The 19,169-nt window shown below is 62.9% G+C and carries 15 protein-coding genes and 2 pseudogenes; 7 read left to right on the top strand and 10 right to left on the bottom strand.

Going from position 1 to position 19,169, the window contains the following annotated elements; genetic code table 11:
* Window positions 1-258 precede the first annotated feature (258 nt).
* The 3 genes and pseudogenes from ACNJYD_RS20760 to ACNJYD_RS20750 form a co-directional block, all read left to right on the top strand.
* Window positions 259-2,766, top strand: a complete 2,508-nt coding sequence (locus ACNJYD_RS20760) for a penicillin-binding protein 1A (RefSeq protein WP_172788668.1) — start codon at window positions 259-261, stop codon at window positions 2,764-2,766.
* Window positions 2,767-2,935: 169 nt separating this feature from the next.
* A protein-coding gene (gene prfB, locus ACNJYD_RS20755) for a peptide chain release factor 2 (RefSeq protein ID WP_260383522.1) occupies window positions 2,936-4,067 on the top strand; the annotation gives its coding sequence in 2 pieces (ribosomal slippage) (window positions 2,936-3,004 and window positions 3,006-4,067; 1,131 coding nt in all).
* A pseudogene (locus tag ACNJYD_RS20750) lies at window positions 4,058-4,951 on the top strand (NAD(P)-dependent oxidoreductase); the annotation flags it as partial. The gene prfB and the pseudogene ACNJYD_RS20750, both read left to right, overlap by 10 nt.
* Before the next feature lie 455 nt (window positions 4,952-5,406).
* Here ACNJYD_RS20750 and ACNJYD_RS20745 read toward each other — a convergent pair.
* From ACNJYD_RS20745 to ACNJYD_RS20735, 3 genes are read right to left on the bottom strand one after another with little or no spacing between them, the layout of a single operon-like run.
* Complete coding sequence (locus ACNJYD_RS20745; protein WP_439363179.1) at window positions 5,407-5,727, bottom strand: hypothetical protein; 321 nt, start codon at window positions 5,725-5,727, stop codon at window positions 5,407-5,409.
* Window positions 5,721-6,215, bottom strand: a complete 495-nt coding sequence (locus ACNJYD_RS20740; RefSeq protein WP_439363178.1) for a hypothetical protein — start codon at window positions 6,213-6,215, stop codon at window positions 5,721-5,723. Before ACNJYD_RS20740 ends, ACNJYD_RS20745 begins: the two co-directional genes overlap by 7 nt.
* Entirely contained in the window at window positions 6,212-6,733 is a 522-nt protein-coding gene (locus ACNJYD_RS20735) for a hypothetical protein (protein WP_439363177.1), read from the bottom strand. Before ACNJYD_RS20735 ends, ACNJYD_RS20740 begins: the two co-directional genes overlap by 4 nt.
* A gap of 309 nt (window positions 6,734-7,042) precedes the next feature.
* Here ACNJYD_RS20735 and ACNJYD_RS20730 point away from each other — a divergent pair, with 309 nt between their 5' ends.
* The gene (locus ACNJYD_RS20730; RefSeq protein ID WP_439363176.1) at window positions 7,043-8,050 is read left to right on the top strand and encodes an ABC transporter substrate-binding protein; all 1,008 of its coding nucleotides are present in this window, start codon (window positions 7,043-7,045) and stop codon (window positions 8,048-8,050) included.
* A gap of 160 nt (window positions 8,051-8,210) precedes the next feature.
* Here ACNJYD_RS20730 and ACNJYD_RS20725 read toward each other — a convergent pair.
* A pseudogene (locus tag ACNJYD_RS20725) lies at window positions 8,211-8,871 on the bottom strand (SOS response-associated peptidase).
* Between the two features lie 15 nt (window positions 8,872-8,886).
* The gene (locus ACNJYD_RS20720; RefSeq protein WP_172788674.1) at window positions 8,887-9,300 is read right to left on the bottom strand and encodes a hypothetical protein; all 414 of its coding nucleotides are present in this window, start codon (window positions 9,298-9,300) and stop codon (window positions 8,887-8,889) included.
* 356 nt (window positions 9,301-9,656) lie between these two features.
* On the opposite strand from ACNJYD_RS20720, the gene ACNJYD_RS20715 reads away from it, so the two are divergent.
* A complete protein-coding gene (locus tag ACNJYD_RS20715; RefSeq protein ID WP_175421760.1) occupies window positions 9,657-10,097 on the top strand; it encodes a hypothetical protein in 441 nt (146 codons plus the stop codon).
* On the top strand, window positions 10,094-10,294 hold the full coding sequence (locus ACNJYD_RS20710) for a hypothetical protein (protein WP_439363175.1): 201 nt from the start codon (window positions 10,094-10,096) through the stop codon (window positions 10,292-10,294). The genes ACNJYD_RS20715 and ACNJYD_RS20710 overlap by 4 nt, the downstream gene beginning before the upstream one ends.
* A 179-nt stretch (window positions 10,295-10,473) precedes the next feature.
* Here the strand turns inward: ACNJYD_RS20710 and ACNJYD_RS20705 are convergent, their stop codons facing one another.
* From ACNJYD_RS20705 to ACNJYD_RS20685, 5 genes are all read right to left on the bottom strand, one after another.
* Entirely contained in the window at window positions 10,474-11,016 is a 543-nt protein-coding gene (locus ACNJYD_RS20705; protein ID WP_439363174.1) for a hypothetical protein, read from the bottom strand.
* Window positions 11,013-12,209 carry an MFS transporter gene (locus tag ACNJYD_RS20700; protein ID WP_439363173.1) on the bottom strand — a complete coding sequence of 399 codons (1,197 nt, stop codon included), beginning with the start codon at window positions 12,207-12,209 and terminating at the stop codon, window positions 11,013-11,015. Before ACNJYD_RS20700 ends, ACNJYD_RS20705 begins: the two co-directional genes overlap by 4 nt.
* A gap of 82 nt (window positions 12,210-12,291) precedes the next feature.
* Window positions 12,292-12,618, bottom strand: a complete 327-nt coding sequence (locus ACNJYD_RS20695; RefSeq protein ID WP_439363172.1) for an ArsR/SmtB family transcription factor — start codon at window positions 12,616-12,618, stop codon at window positions 12,292-12,294.
* A gap of 266 nt (window positions 12,619-12,884) precedes the next feature.
* Window positions 12,885-14,240 carry a peptidoglycan DD-metalloendopeptidase family protein gene (locus ACNJYD_RS20690; protein ID WP_439363171.1) on the bottom strand — a complete coding sequence of 452 codons (1,356 nt, stop codon included), beginning with the start codon at window positions 14,238-14,240 and terminating at the stop codon, window positions 12,885-12,887.
* Window positions 14,241-14,351: 111 nt separating this feature from the next.
* Entirely contained in the window at window positions 14,352-15,050 is a 699-nt protein-coding gene (locus ACNJYD_RS20685) for a peroxiredoxin (RefSeq protein ID WP_439367497.1), read from the bottom strand.
* Between the two features lie 195 nt (window positions 15,051-15,245).
* Here ACNJYD_RS20685 and ACNJYD_RS20680 point away from each other — a divergent pair, with 195 nt between their 5' ends.
* Entirely contained in the window at window positions 15,246-19,052 is a 3,807-nt protein-coding gene (locus tag ACNJYD_RS20680; RefSeq protein WP_439363170.1) for a YhdP family protein, read from the top strand.
* Window positions 19,053-19,169 lie beyond the last annotated feature (117 nt).

Here is a 19,169-nt window from a genome sequence, read left to right as displayed (position 1 = left end):
GACGTCGAACTGAGCCGGCTTGTTCCTCCTGAGCCAAAGGCCCTAGTTTGGCCACAGCGGACGCTTTATAGAAAACCCGTAGAGGGTTCCGGAATCGGCGAGAATCCTGTTCGGCAAGCGTCTTAAGTCCGGCCTTGATGTGATTGCGTAAGCCGGTGAATTCGCGATGTGAGGTTGGCGCCAGTTTTGGGGTGCCAGTTTTTAGGTCCCATGGGCTGAATACTGGGCTGATCCAGAGTTTGAACGGATAAACAGATAATGCGCTTGCTGGTGCGGTTCATGGGCTTCCTGTTCGCCGCGGGAACAGTGGTGTTCCTTGTCGGTGTCGGGGCCGTGGCAGGCCTGATCTGGCATTTCTCCAAGGACTTGCCGGACTACTCTCAGCTTCAGGATTACGAGCCGCCGGTGATGACGCGTGTGCACGCGGTCGACGGTTCGCTGGTCGGCGAATACGCCAAGGAGCGACGGCTGTATCTACCGATCCAGGCAGTGCCAAAGCTCGTCATCAACGCGTTCCTCGCGGCCGAGGACAAGAATTTCTACGAGCATGGCGGCATCGACTACACCGGCATGGCACGCGCAGGCCTGCTCTATCTCCAGAATTACGGCTCCAACCGGCGTCCGCAGGGTGCGTCCACGATCACCCAGCAGGTCGCCAAGAACTTCCTGCTCACCAACGAGGTCTCCTTCGCCCGCAAGATCAAGGAAGCCTTGCTGGCGATGCGCATCGAGAAGACCTATTCGAAGGACAAGATCCTCGAATTGTATCTCAACGAGATCTATCTCGGCCTCGGCGCCTACGGCATCGCGGCGGCCTCGCTGGTCTATTTCGACAAGTCGGTGAACGAGCTGACGGTGGCGGAAGCGTCCTATCTGGCGGCGCTGCCGAAGATGCCGGCGACGCTGCATCCGGTCCGCAACCGCGACCGCGCCATCGAGCGCCGCAATTACGTGATCGACCGTCTGGTGGAGAACGGCTGGATCAAGCAGGCAGACGCCGACAAGGCGCGCAAGGAGCCGCTCGCCGTCACCAGCCGCTCCAACGGCGCCCACACCTTCGCCGGCGAATATTTCGCCGAGGAAGTCCGCCGCGACATTTTCGAGCGCTACGGCGAGAAGAAGCTCTACGAGGGCGGCCTGTCGGTTCGCACCACGCTCAATCCGAAGATCCAGGTCATGGCGCGCAAGGCCATGGTCACCGGTCTCGTCAACTATGACGAGCAGCAGGGTTATCGCGGCGCCATCAGCAAGCTCGACATTTCGGGCGACTGGGGCGTGAAGCTCGCCGAGATCAAGTCGCTGTCCGACATCTCACCGTGGCGCATGGCGGTGGTGCTGGAGACCAGCGACCAGTCGGCGCGCATCGGCTTCCAGCCGAGCCGGGAGCTTGGCGGCGCCGTCAGCAAGCAGCGCGAGACCGGCATCGTCACGCTCGACGGCGTGCGTTGGGCGAGGGCCGCGCAAGGCAACGCCAAGGGCAAGACGCCGACCTCGGTCGCGCAGGTGCTTGCGCCCGGCGACGTGATCTATGCCGATCCGCTCTATTCCAAGGAGGGGCAGCCGGTCGAGGGCCAGTACCGTCTTCGCCAGATCCCGGAAGTCTCGGGCGCGATGGTGGTGATGGATCCCTGGACCGGCCGCGTGCTCGCGATGGTCGGCGGTTTCTCGTTCGACCAGAGCCAGTTCAATCGCGCCACGCAGGCCTATCGGCAGCCGGGTTCGTCGTTCAAGCCGATCGTCTATTCGGCCGCGCTCGACAACGGCTATACGCCCTCGACCGTCGTGCTCGACGCGCCCATCGAAATCGACCAGGGCCAGGGTGCCGGCGTGTGGCGGCCTGAAAACTTCTCCTCCGGCAAATTCCAGGGACCGGTGACGCTGCGCAATGCGTTGCGGCAGTCGCTCAACACGGTGACGGTGCGCCTCGCGCAGGACATCGGCATGCCGCTGATCGGCGAATATGCCCGCCGCTTCGGCGTCTATGACGAGCTGCCGAACTATCTCTCCTACGCGCTGGGCGCCGGCGAGACGACGGCGATGCGCATGGTCACGGCTTACTCGATGCTCGCCAATGGCGGCCGTCGCGTGAAGCCGACGCTGATCGACCGTATCCAGGACCGCTACGGGCGCACCATCTTCAAGCACGACCAGCGCGAATGCCGCGGCTGCGACGCGCCCGGCGGCTGGAAGAACCAGTCAGAGCCGCAGCTGATCGACCGCCGCGAGCAGGTGCTGGATTCCATGACCGCCTATCAGATCACCGAGCTGATGGAAGGCGTAGTCCAGGCCGGCACCGCGACCGTGATCAAGGAAGTCGGCAAGCCCGTCGCCGGCAAGACCGGTACCACCAACGAGGCCAAGGACGCCTGGTTCGTCGGGTTCTCGCCCGACGTCGCGGTCGCCATCTACATGGGCTACGACAAGCCGCGTCCGCTCGGCAAAGGCAACGCCGCAACCGGTGGCCATCTGGCCGCTCCGATCGCGCGCGATTTCCTCAAGCTCGCGCTCGCCGACAAGCCCGCCGTTCCGTTCAAGGTGCCGGCCGGCATCAAGCTCGTCCGCGTCGTCGCCAAGACCGGCATGCGTGCCGGCCCCGGCGAGACCGGCGGAATCATCCTCGAAGCCTTCAAGCCGGGCACGGCGCCGCCGGATAATTACTCCGTCATCGGCGTTGCGGATGCCGACGGGCGCGGCGGCATGCCGGCTTCGCAACAGCAGCCGGATTCCGGTTTCCTCATGCGGCCGGGCACCGGCGGGCTGTGGTAGCGGATAACGCCGGATACGGACGAGGGGGGCGGTTGCGCTTTCGCGCCGCCGCCGTTACATCCCCAGCGCGGTGAGATGAACTGCATCGCGTCAGATTTTTGTTTGCGCATGATGCTTTCGGGAAAGCGCTGCACACTTTCCCGGAGCATGCGCTAGACCAGAGAACAACATGCGCGCCGAAATCGAACGGTTGGTAGAAGAGATCAAGCAGTCAGTCGGGCTGCTGAGGAGGCATCTTTGACGTCGAGAAATCGACGGCGCGCCTCGCCGAGCTGAACAAGCTCGCAGAAGATCCCAATCTCTGGAACGACCCGCAGAAAGCCCAGAAGCTGATGCAGGAGCGCACCTCGCTGGAGGATGCGCTGTCGGGCATCGGCAAGGTCGAGCAGGAGCTCGAAGACGACATCGGCATGATCGAGCTCGGCGAGGCCGAGGGCGATGACGGTGTCGTTGCCGAAGCCGAAGCTGCGCTGAAGAACCTCAAGAAGGAAGTGGCGCGGCGCGAGCTCGAGGCGCTGCTGTCGGGCGAAGCCGACCGCTTCGATTCCTATCTCGAAGTCCATGCCGGCGCCGGCGGCACCGAGAGCCAGGACTGGGCGCAGATGCTCCTGCGCATGTACACGCGCTGGGCCGAAACGCATGGCTTCAAGGTCGAGTACCTCGAAGAGTCCGAGGGCGAAGAGGCCGGCATCAAGTCGGCGACCATCCAGGTTTCCGGGCACAACGCCTATGGCTGGCTGAAGACCGAAGCCGGCGTGCACCGCCTCGTGCGCATCTCGCCGTTCGATTCCAACGCACGGCGGCACACCTCGTTCTCGAGTGTGCAGGTGTTCCCCGTCATCGACGACAGCATCAAGATCGACATCAAGGAATCCGACGTCCGCGTCGACACCATGCGCTCGGGCGGTGCCGGCGGCCAGCACGTCAACAAGACCGAATCCGCGGTGCGCCTGACGCATATCCCGACCGGCGTCGCCGTGGTCTGCCAGGCCGGCCGCTCCCAGCACAAGAACCGGGCGCAGGCCTGGGACATGCTGCGCGCGCGTCTCTACGAGATCGAGCTGAAGAAGCGCGAGGAGAAGGCTGCCGCCGACCAGGCCGCCAAGACCGATATCGGCTGGGGCCACCAGATCCGCTCCTACGTGCTGCAGCCCTATCAGATGGTGAAGGATTTGCGCACGGGCGTGCAGACCTCCGACACTTCGGGCGTGCTCAACGGCGAGCTCGACGAGTTCATGGCCGCGACGCTGGCGCAGCGCGCCTTCGGCACCACGAGCGGCGACATCGAGGACGTGGACTAGCCATGCCCCGCGTCGCCTTCATCGGGCTTGGGCGGATGGGCCACGGCATGGCCGGCCGCTATCTCGATGCCGGCTTCACGGTGACGGTCTGGAATCGCAGCAAGGCAAAGGCCGAGGACCTGATCGCGCGCGGCGCGATCTGGGCGACCTCGCCGGAAGATGCCGCGATCGATGCCGACGCGGTCGTGACCATGGTCGCCGACGACGAGGCTTCGCGCGCGGTCTGGCTCGGGCCGCAAGGAGCGGCCAAGACGGCGAAGGCCGGCACCATCGCGATCGAATGCTCCACCGTCTCCTATGACCATGCCCGCGAGATGGGCCGCGAGCTCAACGCGCGCGGGCTGATCTATATCGATTGCCCCGTGACCGGATTGCCGGACGCGGCGGCGGCCGGGAAGCTGACGCTTCTGGTCGGCGCCGATGCGGCCGATCTCGAGCGCGCGCGGCCCTATCTCGAACCGATCGGCTCGACCATCCGCCATTTCGGCGCGGTCGGCTCCGGCACGGTCTACAAGCTCATCAACAATCTCATGGGCGCGATCCAGATCGCCGGCCTCGCCGAGGGCCTTGCGATGGCCGAGCAGGCTGGGCTCGACATGAACCTGGTGCTGGAATCGATCCAGGCCGGCGTCGCCGCAAGCCCGCAGGTAGCGCGTCATTCCAAGCGCATGGTCGCCCGCGATTTTTCCGGCGCGACCTTTACGGCGGCGCTGCGGCACAAGGACGCCGCCTATGCCGTGAAGCTCGCCGAGAGCCTGCTCGCGGGCAAGCCGCGGGTCGCGCGCGCTGCGGTCGAGGCCTATGCGCAGGCGAAGGCGGTGATGGCTGATGAGGATGAAGGCAAGATGATCGAGCTGGTGTCGCGGCCGAAGAAGCCGGCCTAGGACGTGTATTCATCAACTTCAGCTTGGCAACCCAAAGCGGAAGTCTTCGAGCATGAAAGCTGTTCGGCTTCTGGACCCGAAGCGGACTCCCCGTCGAGGTCGGGCCGCGTCGCGAACAGAGCATCAATTTCGCTGCAAGCAAGTGTTACTTTGAATGCCATCGGCCCGTGCCGGTCTCAGAGCAAGGGCCGGCCGTAGTCCTAATCGCGCCGGGATTTGGCGAGGCGTATAGCTCCTTTCGCCCCCGCCACTCCACCTATTCCGAAGCACGCCAGCGTTCCGAAAAACACGACCAAGGCCCAATCGCTGTGAATACCCCCATCTGTGCGGGCGAGAAACGACATCCCGATCAACAGCGCCGCGAATGCAAGTATAGCTCCTCCAGCGGTTTGGACCGCCGATTTTGACCCGAAGCGGACCTTGCTGTCCCAGCACGTTTTCCGCAAGATCAGTGATCAATCCAAATTCGCAGCCTCGGCAGTCCTGGGCGGGTTCATCAGAACGGTATCGATGGTCGCTTCGTATTTGGACCATTCCCTTCCCGAGTTCTCGATGCTGATCTTCGGAATATCCAGCTCTGTGTAAAGCCGGTCAGTGAGCTTGCGATAATGACGGTACAGCTCGATGAGCCCGTCAAGGCCAACGAGGTCATGCCTGACGGCATAGGGCGAGGTCAGTTTCCAGTCGACCTGATATTTCACCCATGCATCGCCACGCTCGGCAGCAACCGTTCTGATCGCCCGGTCGACGTCATCCTGATTAAAGTAGATCAGCAAGGGACGTAGTGGCTTGATGCAGCCACCACCTCATGAATGTAGCCACGAATCAGGGCTGTGTCGGCATCAAGCAGGAACAGTGACGTCAGATTGCCATGGAAAAGTTGTCCATCGACAACCGTGATGCGCTCTGCCATCTGCGCCGAATTGGCGTAGGCCCGCCATCGTGCGGCGGCTGATTTCGCCACTTGCGTTGCCGGCATGTCCGCCCACGGCAAATCCCAATCGAAGCGGATCGGATGTGGACTGACGCCTTCGGTGATGCCGAGGGCGGCGATGCCGGATCGGTTCAATCGATCGGCGATTCGCCGTACGCTCGTCGACTTGCCGGATCCCATGATCCCTTCGACGATCACAAGTCCAGAGCGGATGCTGCAAACAGACCGGGTCATACCCAGGCAACGATAGCCTGTCCCATGCTCCTCCACCAGCGAAGCTTCTTCTGCTTCTGGACCCGAAGCGGACATGTCAGGCGGCCCGTTGGTCATTGATTGTCGCCAGTTTCAGCTTGCGTGGCCGCTACCAGCATGCGCTCTACAAGGCCGTCGAATTCGTACTTCCCGATTGAATCGGTCGCAGCAAGTTCATCGTAAGACTTGCTGTATTTGCTCGGCCAACCATGACGTAGTGCTTCATGAAGGACGCGCGCAGCAGCTTCGACCGCTTTTGCCGTCGGCGCTTCGATCAACGCAACCGCGGATTTACCGGCGCGCTCTCTCGTTAGCTGACTGTTTGCAGGAAGTGCGAGTTCTAATAGATGCTCCCTTAGGGCGGCGTCTGAATTGTAGTCGATGTCGTTGCGAGACACGATCAAATTAGCCCAGCGTTCGACGTCATGACGGCTCAAATCGCCGTCGCAATAACGACGAAGGATCGATGCCACATGCCTTCGTTGTAGGAGAACTAGAGGGAAGCTATCCCGTTCCAAACGGTCGAGAGTGAGCAGGATCTCCTCCAGCGGCTTTTTAAGCTCAAGCAGCTCGTGCAGCGCTGATTTTCTTTCCATGTACAAAAGCCCGGCTTCGGGTCAATGATCCAGTTGTAGCAGCCAAGGTTATCAATGTCAGCTTCTGGCCCGTTGCTGCCATGCTGGGTTGCCGGTTGGATGTCCGGGGTTGGCGGTGAACCAGACGTAACCAGCCGTAACCAGCCGTCGGTTCAAGGTCTCAGTTCGACCCTTAGCGGTCATGGCGCAACGCAGAATAGAGGGTTGCCGCGCTCGACTGCGCCTCCAACACCCGGGACTCCCATGCCGCGATGTGGTAATGCTTCGACCTTGGATTTAGCGTGGTCCTGAGCCTCTTTGGAGGGCTGCATGAGACGGCGCGATTTCATCAGTCTTTTTGGCGGTGCGGCGGTGGCATGGCCGCTCGCTGCGGCGGCACAGCAGAACACCAATAAGAAACGTCTTGCCATCTTCAGCCCATCAGAGCCAAGCGCGGACTTGTATGAGAATAGCGAAAGCAAATTTTCTCGAACCTTATTCGCCGAGCTTCGGCGGTTGGGGCAGATCGAGGGAAAAAACGTCAAGGTCGAGCGTTACGGCCGGGAGCAAAACACGTCCGGCCCCGAAGCCTTGGCGACAGAAATCGTTCGAAGCGACCCGGACGTCATCTGGGTTGTTGGCCCGGGCGCTGTCATCTTCAAAAAGCTAACATCGCGTATTCCCATCGTAGCGATAACTGGTGACCCCGTTAAGCAAGGGATCGCCGACAGTCTGGCTCACCCGGGCGGCAATTTCACGGGAGTTAGCGTCGACGCCGGTCCATCCCTTTATGGAAAACGGATCGCACTGCTGCGCGAGATGTTTCCAACGATGTCGAAACTTGGCTGTCTCATTCTTGGATTGCAATGGAATGGACCAATTACAGGTCCCGCAATCCGCGCGGCGGCCGAAACGACAGGCCTCCCTCTCGCGGTGTCTTTGCTAGAAATCGGTACCAGCGAAGCAGGCTATCGGGTGGCGGTCGAAAGCATCTCCCGCGAAGGTGCAGATGCGGTCATGGTCGTCGAGTCGCCTGAGCTCTTTCAAAACGCCGCTCTGATCGCCAAGTTGGTCGGCGAGGCGAAGCTTCCGACGATTTTTACACATCCTGAAGCCGTCGAAGCTGGGGGCTTAATGGCCTACTCCTTCGACCTGATCGAATTGTATAAGCGCGCCGCCAACACTATCGACGCAATTCTCCGAGGAGCAAACCCCGGCGACATCCCGATCTACCAAGTAACCAAACACGAGTTGTCCATCAACCTCAAGACAGCCAAGCAGCTGGGGCTTTCCGTACCTCCTGCGCTCCTCGCGAGCGCCGATAAGGTAATTGAGTGAACAAGCAAACGTCCGCTTCTGGCCCTTCTCGGACCTCACGCATTGTCTGCTTTCGCGCCGCTATCGGGAGGTAAGCGGACATAGCGGATCTTGTAAGTAGATTCGCTGACCATCGTTTGACACGTCGGGCAAAACACCGGCAGAATGGTATCATCTGGCGCTAGGCGATCACGTCTTCCTTTTCAGCCCCTCGCGCCACGATTTTCAATATGTTGTCTCCAAGCGGCCGCTGCAACGCCTTGGCTTCATCCCAAGGGGCCCGCAGCCACACGTCCCATTCCTCCGCGCGCGTCAGGATCACCGGCATCGCCTTGGGATGGATCGGTTCGACGACTGCGTTCGGGCTCGTCGTGAGAAACCCGTAGACCTGATGTTGTCCCGGAACGGGTTTGGACTTCGTGCCGCGCTCGCCGTTGAACGTCGTCCAGATGCCGGCGAAGGCGTACAGCGGTCGCGCGTCCTCCAGCGCAAACCAAACGATATCCTTTTTCTTGGTTTCGGGGTTCGGCTCGGGCGCGTACTCGGCGAAGCTATTGGCCGGCACAAGGCAGCGGTGCTCGGGCTTGAGCCAGGCGCGCCAAATGCGGCGACGAGGTGTTGCGGATGTTCGTGACCGGCGGCCCGCCAGTGCGGGGCGGCGGCGGCATGCCCCAGCGCATCATCACCAGCTCGCGCTCGCCGCCGGCATCGCGAATGACAGGGGCGGGGTAATCCGGAAAGACGCCGGGCATCGGCGGCAAGTTGCCTTCGTAGCGACGGACGACACAGAAGAGATCAGCGATGGCCGCCTGATTGGTCGTGATCGAATACAGATTGCACATGGGTGAGATTGTCTCTTATCGCTCGCCGGGCCACCAGGTTGTGGGCGGTTGGCTGGCTGAAATCTTTGTCGGCCGCAGTGCCACAAGCTCGCTGCGCTTGTAGGGACGCCCCCGCAGCTGCGAGCAATCCTTGCAGCGCATGTAGCGTTCGAGTTCGTGGATCGGAGTCGTTTTTGGCCGCCGAATGATCTCGAGCGCTATCGTCTGATTGGTATCGCAGCCATGACAGCGGACCTCGAGGTATGGATATCCTCCGTTGATCGCATCGCCGATCGTCGGCGAGGGCTGCGCCGGTCCCTTGTAACCGAGCATGCGGCTGTTCCAGGCCACGCAGGCGAGCTTGTCAGCTTCCTTGCGCGCCTCCCTGGCGCGCTCGGCTGACATCTTGATCTGAGTGCCGAAGAGATATTGGCGCGACTTCGTGGACATGCGGTCATCAAAGGCATGAGCCGGCAGGGTTTGGCAAATTATCGATTCCTAGTAGGCGAGGAAGCCGGCGAGCTACTGCCTCTCGTGGCTGTGGACAAAAAGGCTGTCAGATGCTCACCAACTGTCGGCCGGTGCCTTTATGGACATTCGGTTGCCGGCTAGCCTCAGCCCGTCCAATCCACTGGTAGAGCAAGAAGTCGCTTGCAGGAGCCGATTGGCATTGACCCGTCGGGCAAAACACTGGCAGAATAGCATCATCGAGACGAGTTTGTTTGCACCCGCGCCGGTTCTCCCGCCGCGGGTTTTTTGCGTCTCGATCCAAGATGATCGGAGTAAATTTCAGACGGATTTTCCAAATGACTGAAGTGGTGAACTACAACCTTCTTTCCCAGAATGCTCTCGCGAGGGCGGCGGCCCGCCGCGCTCTAAAGCAGCGCACGCTAACCGAGATCAAATCCCTGGCGCGAACTCACACGAATGTCGCCATCAAGACCCTCGTGCAGATCGTGCGCAACAAGGACGCTCCCGCCCATGCCCGTGTGATGGCCGCCAACGCCATTCTCGATCGGGGATGGGGCAAGCCGTTGCAGCCGATTGCGAGCGAAGACGAGAACCCCATCAGGTTCGTGCACCGCATTGAACGGGTGATCGTGCATCCCGGCGACGACGTGACGATGGAGGCACATATCGAGGAGAGCGTGCGAGCACCGATCAGTGTGCTTGGCAGCCTCGGCGGGGTGCGCGATGAGGATGCCGATTATGAAGAGCTTTGGCTGGAGTCGCAGGAGCAGGCATGAGCGATATACTTCAACAGTTGCTTCAAACGCGGGTTGAGCCAGGGCCGAAACCCGAATGGCCGCGATGGATCGCCGACGCACTTGCTTACAAGCCTGAGAGTGCGGCGCTGGTGGACGCCTCGCCAACCAAGCCGGTCTCATTGCGAACCGAGGAGCGGCGCAATATTCGGGTATTGACCCGCGTATCGAACTCTTGAAGCTCAAGCCCGCGGGATACCGCGGGCTTTAGACAGCCGATGTCGGCTGCTGGGGTTCGAGTGGACATGTTCTAAGGGCCAGAGCATTTCGGCTTCTGGACCCGTAGCGGACTTGAAAGACCCCAATACGCCGCAGTCACGAACCGCTGCGGTAGGGCTCGACGGCGTGCAATCGAAGACTATCGCATCAAGTGGAAATCATGACGGACTGGCGCCAACGGCGGCCTCAGAAGTGCGCGAACGATGAGCGGGATACCAACCGCCAAAGGTATCAGCCAGTACATGAAATGAGGCAGCTCCTTCCAAAGCGGCAACTGCTTTCCATTGTCGACGTAAAAGGCAACCAGCATTAGGACATACGACAGGCCCATCCCCGCGATATGAAGCCTGACCCAGTTCCGCCATCGATGCCGGAGCGCTGAGCGCCCGAGCCAGGCGCAAGCGAACGACAACGCCCCGAGAATGAACAAGTGATAGTTTTCGTCCCAGCGCATAAGCGACAGGAACGTCGCGGAAGCGCTGAGCGCCAGCAGGCACCAGAAATAGTTCGTTCCGAACTTCGAATGGCGTCCGCGACGCTTCTCGCTCAGCATTGCGATCGCTCCGATCGCAACACAGGCGATACCCAATGGGATATGCACTCCGAGAACCACCGCGAGAAACACGGGATCGGTCGATGGAATTTCAATGCCCGCCACAATGGTCGTTTCACCGCCGGTCATGGCGCCAGTTCCAGCTTGCAATTGACCATCGACTTCGCTGACGAGGACGGGCGTTTGACAGCAGATGCTGCGGCGGCGCACACGACGCAAAGCACACAGCAGCCAGCGAGGACGGCGGCATAGCTCCCCGTCCAATCGACGCTTGCCGCGAAAGGCAGCGGCCCGAATGCGGCGCCGGAAATGCCGAAGACGAACGACACTCCCCTGATCGCGCCAAGATGGTCGCGCCCGAAATACTGCGCGTAGCCGGCGGCGTTGATAGCTTGCTGCGAGCCGTACGCTCCGCCCAGACTCAGCGCATACAGCACGCTGACGGCGATTCCACTTCCAAACGCCGGGAGAGCTGACGCCAGCGCAAGCATGAACATCGCAAGCGGGACCAGGTGCCGGGGTTCATACCGATCCACCAGAAATCCGGTGCCGAGCGTAGCAACGGCCTGAACGCCGGCAAGCAGCGATAGCAACAGCAATGCGTCGCCGTATGCGATCCCGGCCGTCTCCATGATTGAAAAGTGATTGAGCAAGAGCGCGGTGCCGATGGCGTTGGTCAGAAAGCCTGTAGCGCAGAGCAGCCAGAAGACGCCGGTACGTAGCGCTTGCTCGCGTGTAAACGATGGCTCCTCCCGTAGCTCTTTTGCGGCAGGCGCCAACCCGGCGTCCGTGCTGAGGCCGAACTTTTCCGGCCGATCACGAAACAGCGCGGCAGCGACCGGCAGAATGGTGAGGGCGACAAGACCGGCAACGGCAAGATAGGCGCCCCGCCAGCCGTAGTGCGAGATGAATCCATCGAACAGCTTCGGGAAGATCAAAGAACCGGCCGCGAGCCCGAGACTTGCCGCCGCAGCGGCAATCCCCCGCCGACGCACAAACCACAGATTGACGACCTGCTGGCTGACAAGGCTAAGGCCGCCGATCGCGGTGCCACGCAACAGCGCGAAGCCCACGAGCAGCATCATTGCGGATTGAACGGTCGCCATGAAAACGCAGGCCAGGGCGAGGCCACCGGCGATTATGGTCGCCGTCAGGCGAGGCCCACGCCGGTCGATCCAGCGGCCGATCACGGGTGCCGGCAGGATTCCCGCGAGCGTTCCAACTGCATAAGCAATCGAGGCCGCTGTGCGTGAGATGCCAAGATCGGCAGTGATGGGGTCGAAGAAAACTGAAACCCCTGCCGTTTGACCGGGCAGCGTCATGAATGAGCCGAAGGTGCCGGCCCCCAATACGATCCAGCCATAATGGAAAGCCGACGTTCGGGGGCTCACCATTCGCAAGTGATCAACTCGCCCGGCGCGTGGCGCCTGCCGCCAAATCACCCTCAAATCCCTCGCAGCAATGTTCGCGCAAGAACTCGATGACTCCGTCCATACGATCGTATTGAGCGCGGCAGATAACCGTGCGCCCATTTCTTTCCTGGGCAACCAGGCCCGCGCCGACCAGCCCGCGTAGATGGAAGGCAAGCGTGGAGGCCGGTACGTCGAGACGGGTCTGGATATCGGTGATGTTAAGGCCGGGCGGCCCGGCCCGAACCAGCAGCCGATAAATGTCCAGGCGGGTCAAGTTGCCCAATTCGGCCAAGCAGCGCGCAGCGATCTTGCGGTTCATGCTTCCACATACCGCAACCTCAAAAACATTACAACTATAATCCTAGTTTTATGGTTTTCTGAGTCTCATCGAGTATTCAAGGGTAACAACCACCACTTCCCCGGCGATGGCAGTTAAGAGCAAATCGATGTCGGCTGTTGGCCCATCGCTGCCGCGTCCCGCAGCCGAGGATATGTCGGCTATCAAGGGCAGACCCGACTATCTCAAACGGCATCACCGGCGAGGTCGGCCACGAGCGCAGCCAGTGATCGTCAGCGCTGCCCGCGCTAGCCCGCGCTGAGCCGCACGCCGGCGCGCAGGAATTTTTGCGGATCCACCGCTTCACCTTCGATGCGGGTCTCGTAGTGCAGGTGCGGGCCGGTGGAGCGGCCGGTCGAACCGACGAGGCCGATGACCTGGCCGATCTTCACGACCTCGCCGACCTTGACGTTGATCTCGGAGAGATGGCCGTAGCGGGTCGAAAGCCCGTTGCCGTGATCGACCTCGACCATGCGGCCATAGCCGCCGGACCAGCCGGCGGAAACCACCTTGCCGTAGGCGGTGACGCGGACGGGGTCACCGCTGGCGGCGCGGAAATCGAGGCCGGTGTGCATCGCGGGCCGACCCAGGAAGGGATCGCTGCGCACGCCGAAGCCGGACGTGAACTCGACCTCGCCGATGACGGGCTTGCGGTACGGCACCAGCGCCAGCGTGCGGTTGAGACGGTCCATCTCGGCGCGCGTGGTGTGGATGCGATAGAGCTGCTTCTCGAACGGTCCGGCATTCGCCGTCAGCTTGACGGGGACGAACGGTCCGCCCATCGCACTGCGCGGCACGGCGGCTTCGAGATGGGAAAGGTTCAGGCCGAGATCGCTGACCACGCTGCGCATCCGGCGCATGCGCGAATCCATGCTCTCTTCGACAGCGCTGAGCGTCGCCATCTGGCGCCGCTCGACCTGATCAAGCGAGGTCGTGAGCCGGACCAGCACGTTGTCGAAACCCTGGTTCTTGGCGAATTGGCTGGTCGGCGCTGCCACAACGCTCGGCGCGCGCGATTCCAGGCGCGCTTCGCGATCCGGCGGCGCCACGAAGATCACGGTGTCGCTGATCGGCGACGGTTTGGGCGTGCTCGGGCTTGAATCGCTCCGCTGCGGGGCGGCGCGGGGTATAGAGCCGGTCACGTCGGGCATGGCGCCGAGCGCCGTGGCCCGGGACTCCAGCGCCGTCTGGCGCTTCATGATCTGGTCGAGCTTCTGGTCGAACTGTTCCTGGTCGAGCAACTGGCGGCTGGTGGTGCGGTCGACCTTGGCGCGCAGCTCGGCGATGCGGTCCTCATAGGCGTATTGCATCTCGGCCTGGCGGGCGATCAGCCGGGTCAGGACGTCGTCACGGAACGCGAAATAGGTGGCAGTGGCTGCCGACCACAGCCCGAGCAGCACCACGGTGCCGACCACGATCCAGAACACCACAGGCCCGAATCGGACCTGCTTGCCGGCATGGACGATGGTGTAGGCATCATCGGTGGCGGGCAGGGGAATCGCGGTTGCCGGCGCCGGGACACCCAGGCGACGCTGGAAGGCCCGTCCGTGGTCGTGGGGATGATGTTGGGGGTACTGCGAATATTGGGCAGAACTTTTCGACATCGGCACTCCCGCGCCGGTCGGATGGGTTCCTTGCGGCTCAATTGCCGCAGCAATCTGGGCCGGTCATGGTTAATTTTCCGCAAATGGGAACGCGCGAATTTAAAGGATTGGTTAAAGGCTCCTTGCCGCTTCGAGCACCTGGTCGGCATGGCCGTCGACCCGGACGTTGCGCCAGATCCGCGCGACCTTGCCGTCGGTCCCGACCAGGATCGTGGTGCGAAGAATCCCAAGGAAGCTCTTGCCATACATGGACTTTTCGCCCCAGGCGCCATAGGTCTCCAGCATCTCATGCGTCTCGTCCGAGATGAGGGGAATGCCGAGCTTGTGCTTGTCGCGGAACTTCTCCTGGGCCTTTAACGGATCGGCGGAGATGCCGAGCACCGCAGTGCCGGCGGCGGCGAAGGCGTCGGCCAGGCGGGTGAAGTCGATCGCTTCTCTGGTGCAGCCGGGCGTGTCGGCCCGCGGGTAGAAGAACAGGACCAGCTTTTGGCCGGCATAATCCGCCAGCGTGACCACGTCGCCGCCATCCCGCGGCAGGCTGAAGGCGGGGGCCTTCTGGCCCTCGGCCAAGCCGGACTTCAAGCCGGACTTCGCCGCAGCCGGAGAGGCGAATTTGGAGGATTTTAACTGTTTCGATGCGGCCTTATGTGATGCTGCTTTTGCTATGGTCGCGGCTGATTTGCGTGCCGGTGTCCGCTGCGTTTTCGCGGACCTTGTTTGAAGAGATGCCCGCGTTTTTGCGGTCTTCTTTTTGGCGGTCGGACTGCCGGAGGGCGTTTTGGACGATTTCTTTCGGGATTTCTTGGACATACGCCTTCCTTTCGACGCTTTCGGCAGGTCAACCGAAGCGGTATTGCAGCTCTTGTCTGGCGAGCCGGAATCGCGCCCTTGGCTGGGCAAGTCTGACGACGCCGGAGTATGGTTACAAGGAATTCCACGCACCACCCCACTGCTCGTTGAACGCGCTCCCGGGGCGAAATGACGAACAGCAGGAATATTCGAGGTATGGCGGCAGTGCCGGCGCAGGGAGCGTCACTTCCCGCGAACGGCTGCGGTCCCGGCGGCGCTCAATCCTATGACGGGCGCCTGTATCGAGAAGCAATGGCAAGGAATACGTCGCCCCAGGACTACAACCGGGATCTTGATCGGCGCGGCGGCCAAGTTGAGCCGCAGGAATGGGACGACGCCGACTGGGATCCGGATCAGGAAGCGGCGGCGCGCCATCGCGCGCGCCGGCTGCTGGCGCGTTCCGGTTCGGGCTTCCTCCGCATCGGTGACGGATTCGGCGCGTTGCGCCGCCGGGCAGGTGGGGGGCGCTGGCTGAAGCGCACGGCCGTGGTTGTTGCCACCATCATCGTCATTTTCGTCGGCTGTTTCGGTGCGCTGTGGTGGCGGCTCGGCGCCGGTCCCATCAATCTGGACATCGCAACGCCCTGGCTCGCAGCCGCGATCGAGGACAATATCGGCCACGGCAACACGGTCGAGGTCGGCGGCACGCAGATCGAGCGTGCCGGGCGGGTTCGCATCGCCGTGCGCATCCGAGACATCATCGTTCGCGACCGCGATCATGCCGTCGTCGCCAGCGCGCCGAAGGCCGAGGTGAAGCTGTCGGGTGCGGCCCTCCTGATGGGGCACCTGCGGGCCGAGAGCCTCAACCTGGTCGATGCCGAGCTCGCCATCCGCATTGCGCCAGACGGCACCGTCACCGTGTCCGCCGGCGACACCGCAAAGCCGCTGGCGACCGGTGTCGCGTCCAAGAAGGACGCGGGCCTGCCGCCGACATTCCCGCGCAGCGGCGTCCCTCCGCCGCCATTCGCGACCGCGCCTGCGAACCCGGACGCCTCGCAGGCCGCACCGCAGGCGACCGCGCAGAGCGGCATCCTTCAGGGCCTCGACTGGCTCGACAGCCTGAGCATGACGGGCCTCGACGGCCAGAACCTCAACGAGATCGGTCTGAAGAACGGCGTCCTGATCGTCGACGATCAGCAGCGCGGCAGCAAATGGTCGTTCGAGAACATCACGCTCAGCCTGCGCCGGCCGAGCCGCGGCGGCGTCGCGCTCAGCCTCGGCGAGGAGGGCGCGCGCCCGTGGATGCTGCGCGCCACGATCGGCCCGGCCGAGAACGGCGTGCGCTCGGTCGACATCAAGGCCGACAAGGTCTCGACCTCCAACATCCTGCTGGCGCTGCGGGTCAAGGATCTCACCTATACCGCCGACCTGCCGCTGACGGGCGAGCTCAAGGGCGAGCTCGGCCGCGACGGCGTGCCGACCTTCTTCCGCGGCAAGATCGCGGTCGGCGCCGGCAACATCATCGATACCGACACGCCCGACTACCCGATGGCGATCGACTCGGCCGAGATCAATGTCGAGTGGGATGCGAACCGGCGGGTGCTGGTCGCGCCGTTCAAGATTCTCTCCGGCGCGAACCGCCTGACGCTGCTGGCGCACCTGGAGCCGCCCAACGGCACCACCAATGACTGGCAGCTCGGCTTCAGCGGCGGTTCGATCCTGCTCGGCGGCATCGACAACGAGCCGCCACTCGTCTTCAACCGCATTGCGATCGGCTTCCGCTTCGACACCGACCACAAGCGCATCCTGCTGACGCAGGCCGACGTCTCCAACGGCGAGATCGGCGTCGCCGGCACCGGCGCGCTCGATTATTCGGGCGAGCCGCGGCTGACCCTCGGTTTTGCGGGCACGCCGATGTCGGCCTCCGCCCTGAAGCGGATGTGGCCGACGCTGATCGTCCCCGAATTGCGTGAATGGGTGATCGAGAGGATCGAGCGCGGAACGCTTCAGCGCATCGAGATCGGCGTCAACTCGCCGACCAGGAACCTGCCTCGCAAGGGCCCACCCATTCCGGACGACGGCCTGTCGGTCAATATCGTGGCGAGCGGCGTTGCGGTCCGGCCCGTGGATGGCATGCCGGTGGTGCGCGATGCGGATCTGAAGGCGCGCGTGACCGGGCGCACCGCGACCGTCAACATCGGGCAGGGCATTGCCGATACGCCCGCGGGCCGCAAGGTCACCATCTCCGACTTCGTGTTCGAAGTGCCCGACATGGCGCCCAAGCCGTCGCCGTCGCGGAGCAGATTCCGTGTCGAGGGCCCGGTGCCTGCGGCCGCCGAAATGCTCGCCAATGATCGGCTGAGCGACCTGTCGGCGACCGTTGTCGATCCCAACACCAGCAAGGGAACGTTCGCGGCGAACATCCAGCTCGGCATGCCGGTCAAGGGCGAATTGACCAAGGCCGACACGACCTATGCCGTCACCGCCGATCTCAACGGCTTTGCCGCCGACAAGCTGGTGATGAACCAGAAGCTGGAAGCCAACAACCTCAAGATATCAGCCAACAACCAGGGCTACCAGGTCAAGGGCGACGTCAAGATCAACGGTCAGGCGGCCTCGCTCGATTATCGCAAGCCGGCCGAGGGCGACGCGGACGTCAGGTTGCAGGCGACGCTGGACGATGCCAGCCGCTCGCGGCTCGGCTTCGATCTCAGCCCCGCCGTCAGCGGATCGTTGCCGATCAAGCTGTCGGGCAAGATCGCGAGCGGCGCGGATCAGACGACGAAGCTCGGCGTCGAGGCCGACCTGACCTCGGTCCGGCTCGACAATATCCTGCCCGGCTGGGTCAAGCTGCCGGGCAAGTCCGGCAAGGCCAGCTTCAAGGTGGTGCCGACGGCGCAATCGACGCGTTTCGAGGACATCGTCATCGAAGGTGGCGGCGCTTCGATCAAGGGCTCGCTCGAGCTCGACGCGAACGGCGATCTCGTGAACGCGAACTTCCCGACCTACGCGCCGTCCGACGGCGACAAGGCGTCGTTGAGGGTCGAGCGCAGCCAGGACGGTGTGGTGCGCGGCACCATGCGTGGCGACGTCTTCGACGGCCGCGGCTTCCTGAAATCGGCGATCTCAGGCAATTCCAAGGACGACAAGAACAAGTTGAAGAATCTCGATTTCGACATCGACGTGAAGCTCGGTGCCGTCGCGGGCTTCAACGGCGAGGCCATGCGCAGCGTCGACGCCAAGATGTCGAAGCGCAACGGGGCCATCAAGGCGCTCACGCTGAGCGGCAAGATCGGCCGTGACACGCCTGTCGCGGCAGATCTGCGCGGTGGCCGCGCCCAGGGCAACCGCGAGGTGATCTACCTGCAGACCAATGACGCGGGCGCGCTGCTGCGCTTCACCGACACCTACACCAAAGCGGTCGGCGGCCAGATGGTGGTGGCGATGGAGCCGCCGTCTTCCGAGCCGAACACGGCGCGCGAGGGACTCATCAACGTGCGCGACTTCACCGTGAAGGGCGAGGCGCAGCTCGAGCGCGTGGCCGCCGGCGCCCCCAACGGCACCGGGAATGGCGTCTCCTTCAGCGCGCTGCGCGCCGAGTTCACCCGGCAGAACGGCGCGCTGACGATCCGCGACGGTGTGGTCAAGGGGCCGATGATCGGCGCCACCATCGAGGGCTCGATCGACTATCCCGGCAACCAGGTGTGCATGAGCGGCACCTTCGTGCCGATGTATGGCGTCAACAACATCTTCGGCCAGATCCCGCTGTTCGGCATCTTCCTCGGCGGCGGCAACAATGAGGGGCTGATCGGCGTGACCTACGAGGTCGTCGGCACGCCGGCCGCGCCCGTGATGCGCGTCAATCCGATCTCGGCGATGGCGCCGGGCCTGTTCCGCAAGATCTTCGAGTTCAACACCGGCAAGCAGAACTCGCCGTTCGAGGAATTCCCGTCGCAGTCCAACGACGGCTCGACCGGATCGACGCGCCAGCTGTCGAGCGGCTGCACCGTCGCGCGGCGGTAACCACCTACATTCCCAAGTGCTCGTCATTCGTGCGGCGCGGCCAAAAACGTGGATGGCCGGGACGAGCCCGGCCATGACGAATGTGGCGACGCTTTTGCGCCGATCGTCTCGACTCTC

The organism is Bradyrhizobium sp. SPXBL-02 (assembly GCF_051853065.1).
Classification (GTDB): domain Bacteria; phylum Pseudomonadota; class Alphaproteobacteria; order Rhizobiales; family Xanthobacteraceae; genus Bradyrhizobium.
This window is presented reverse-complemented; position numbering and strand designations above follow the sequence as displayed.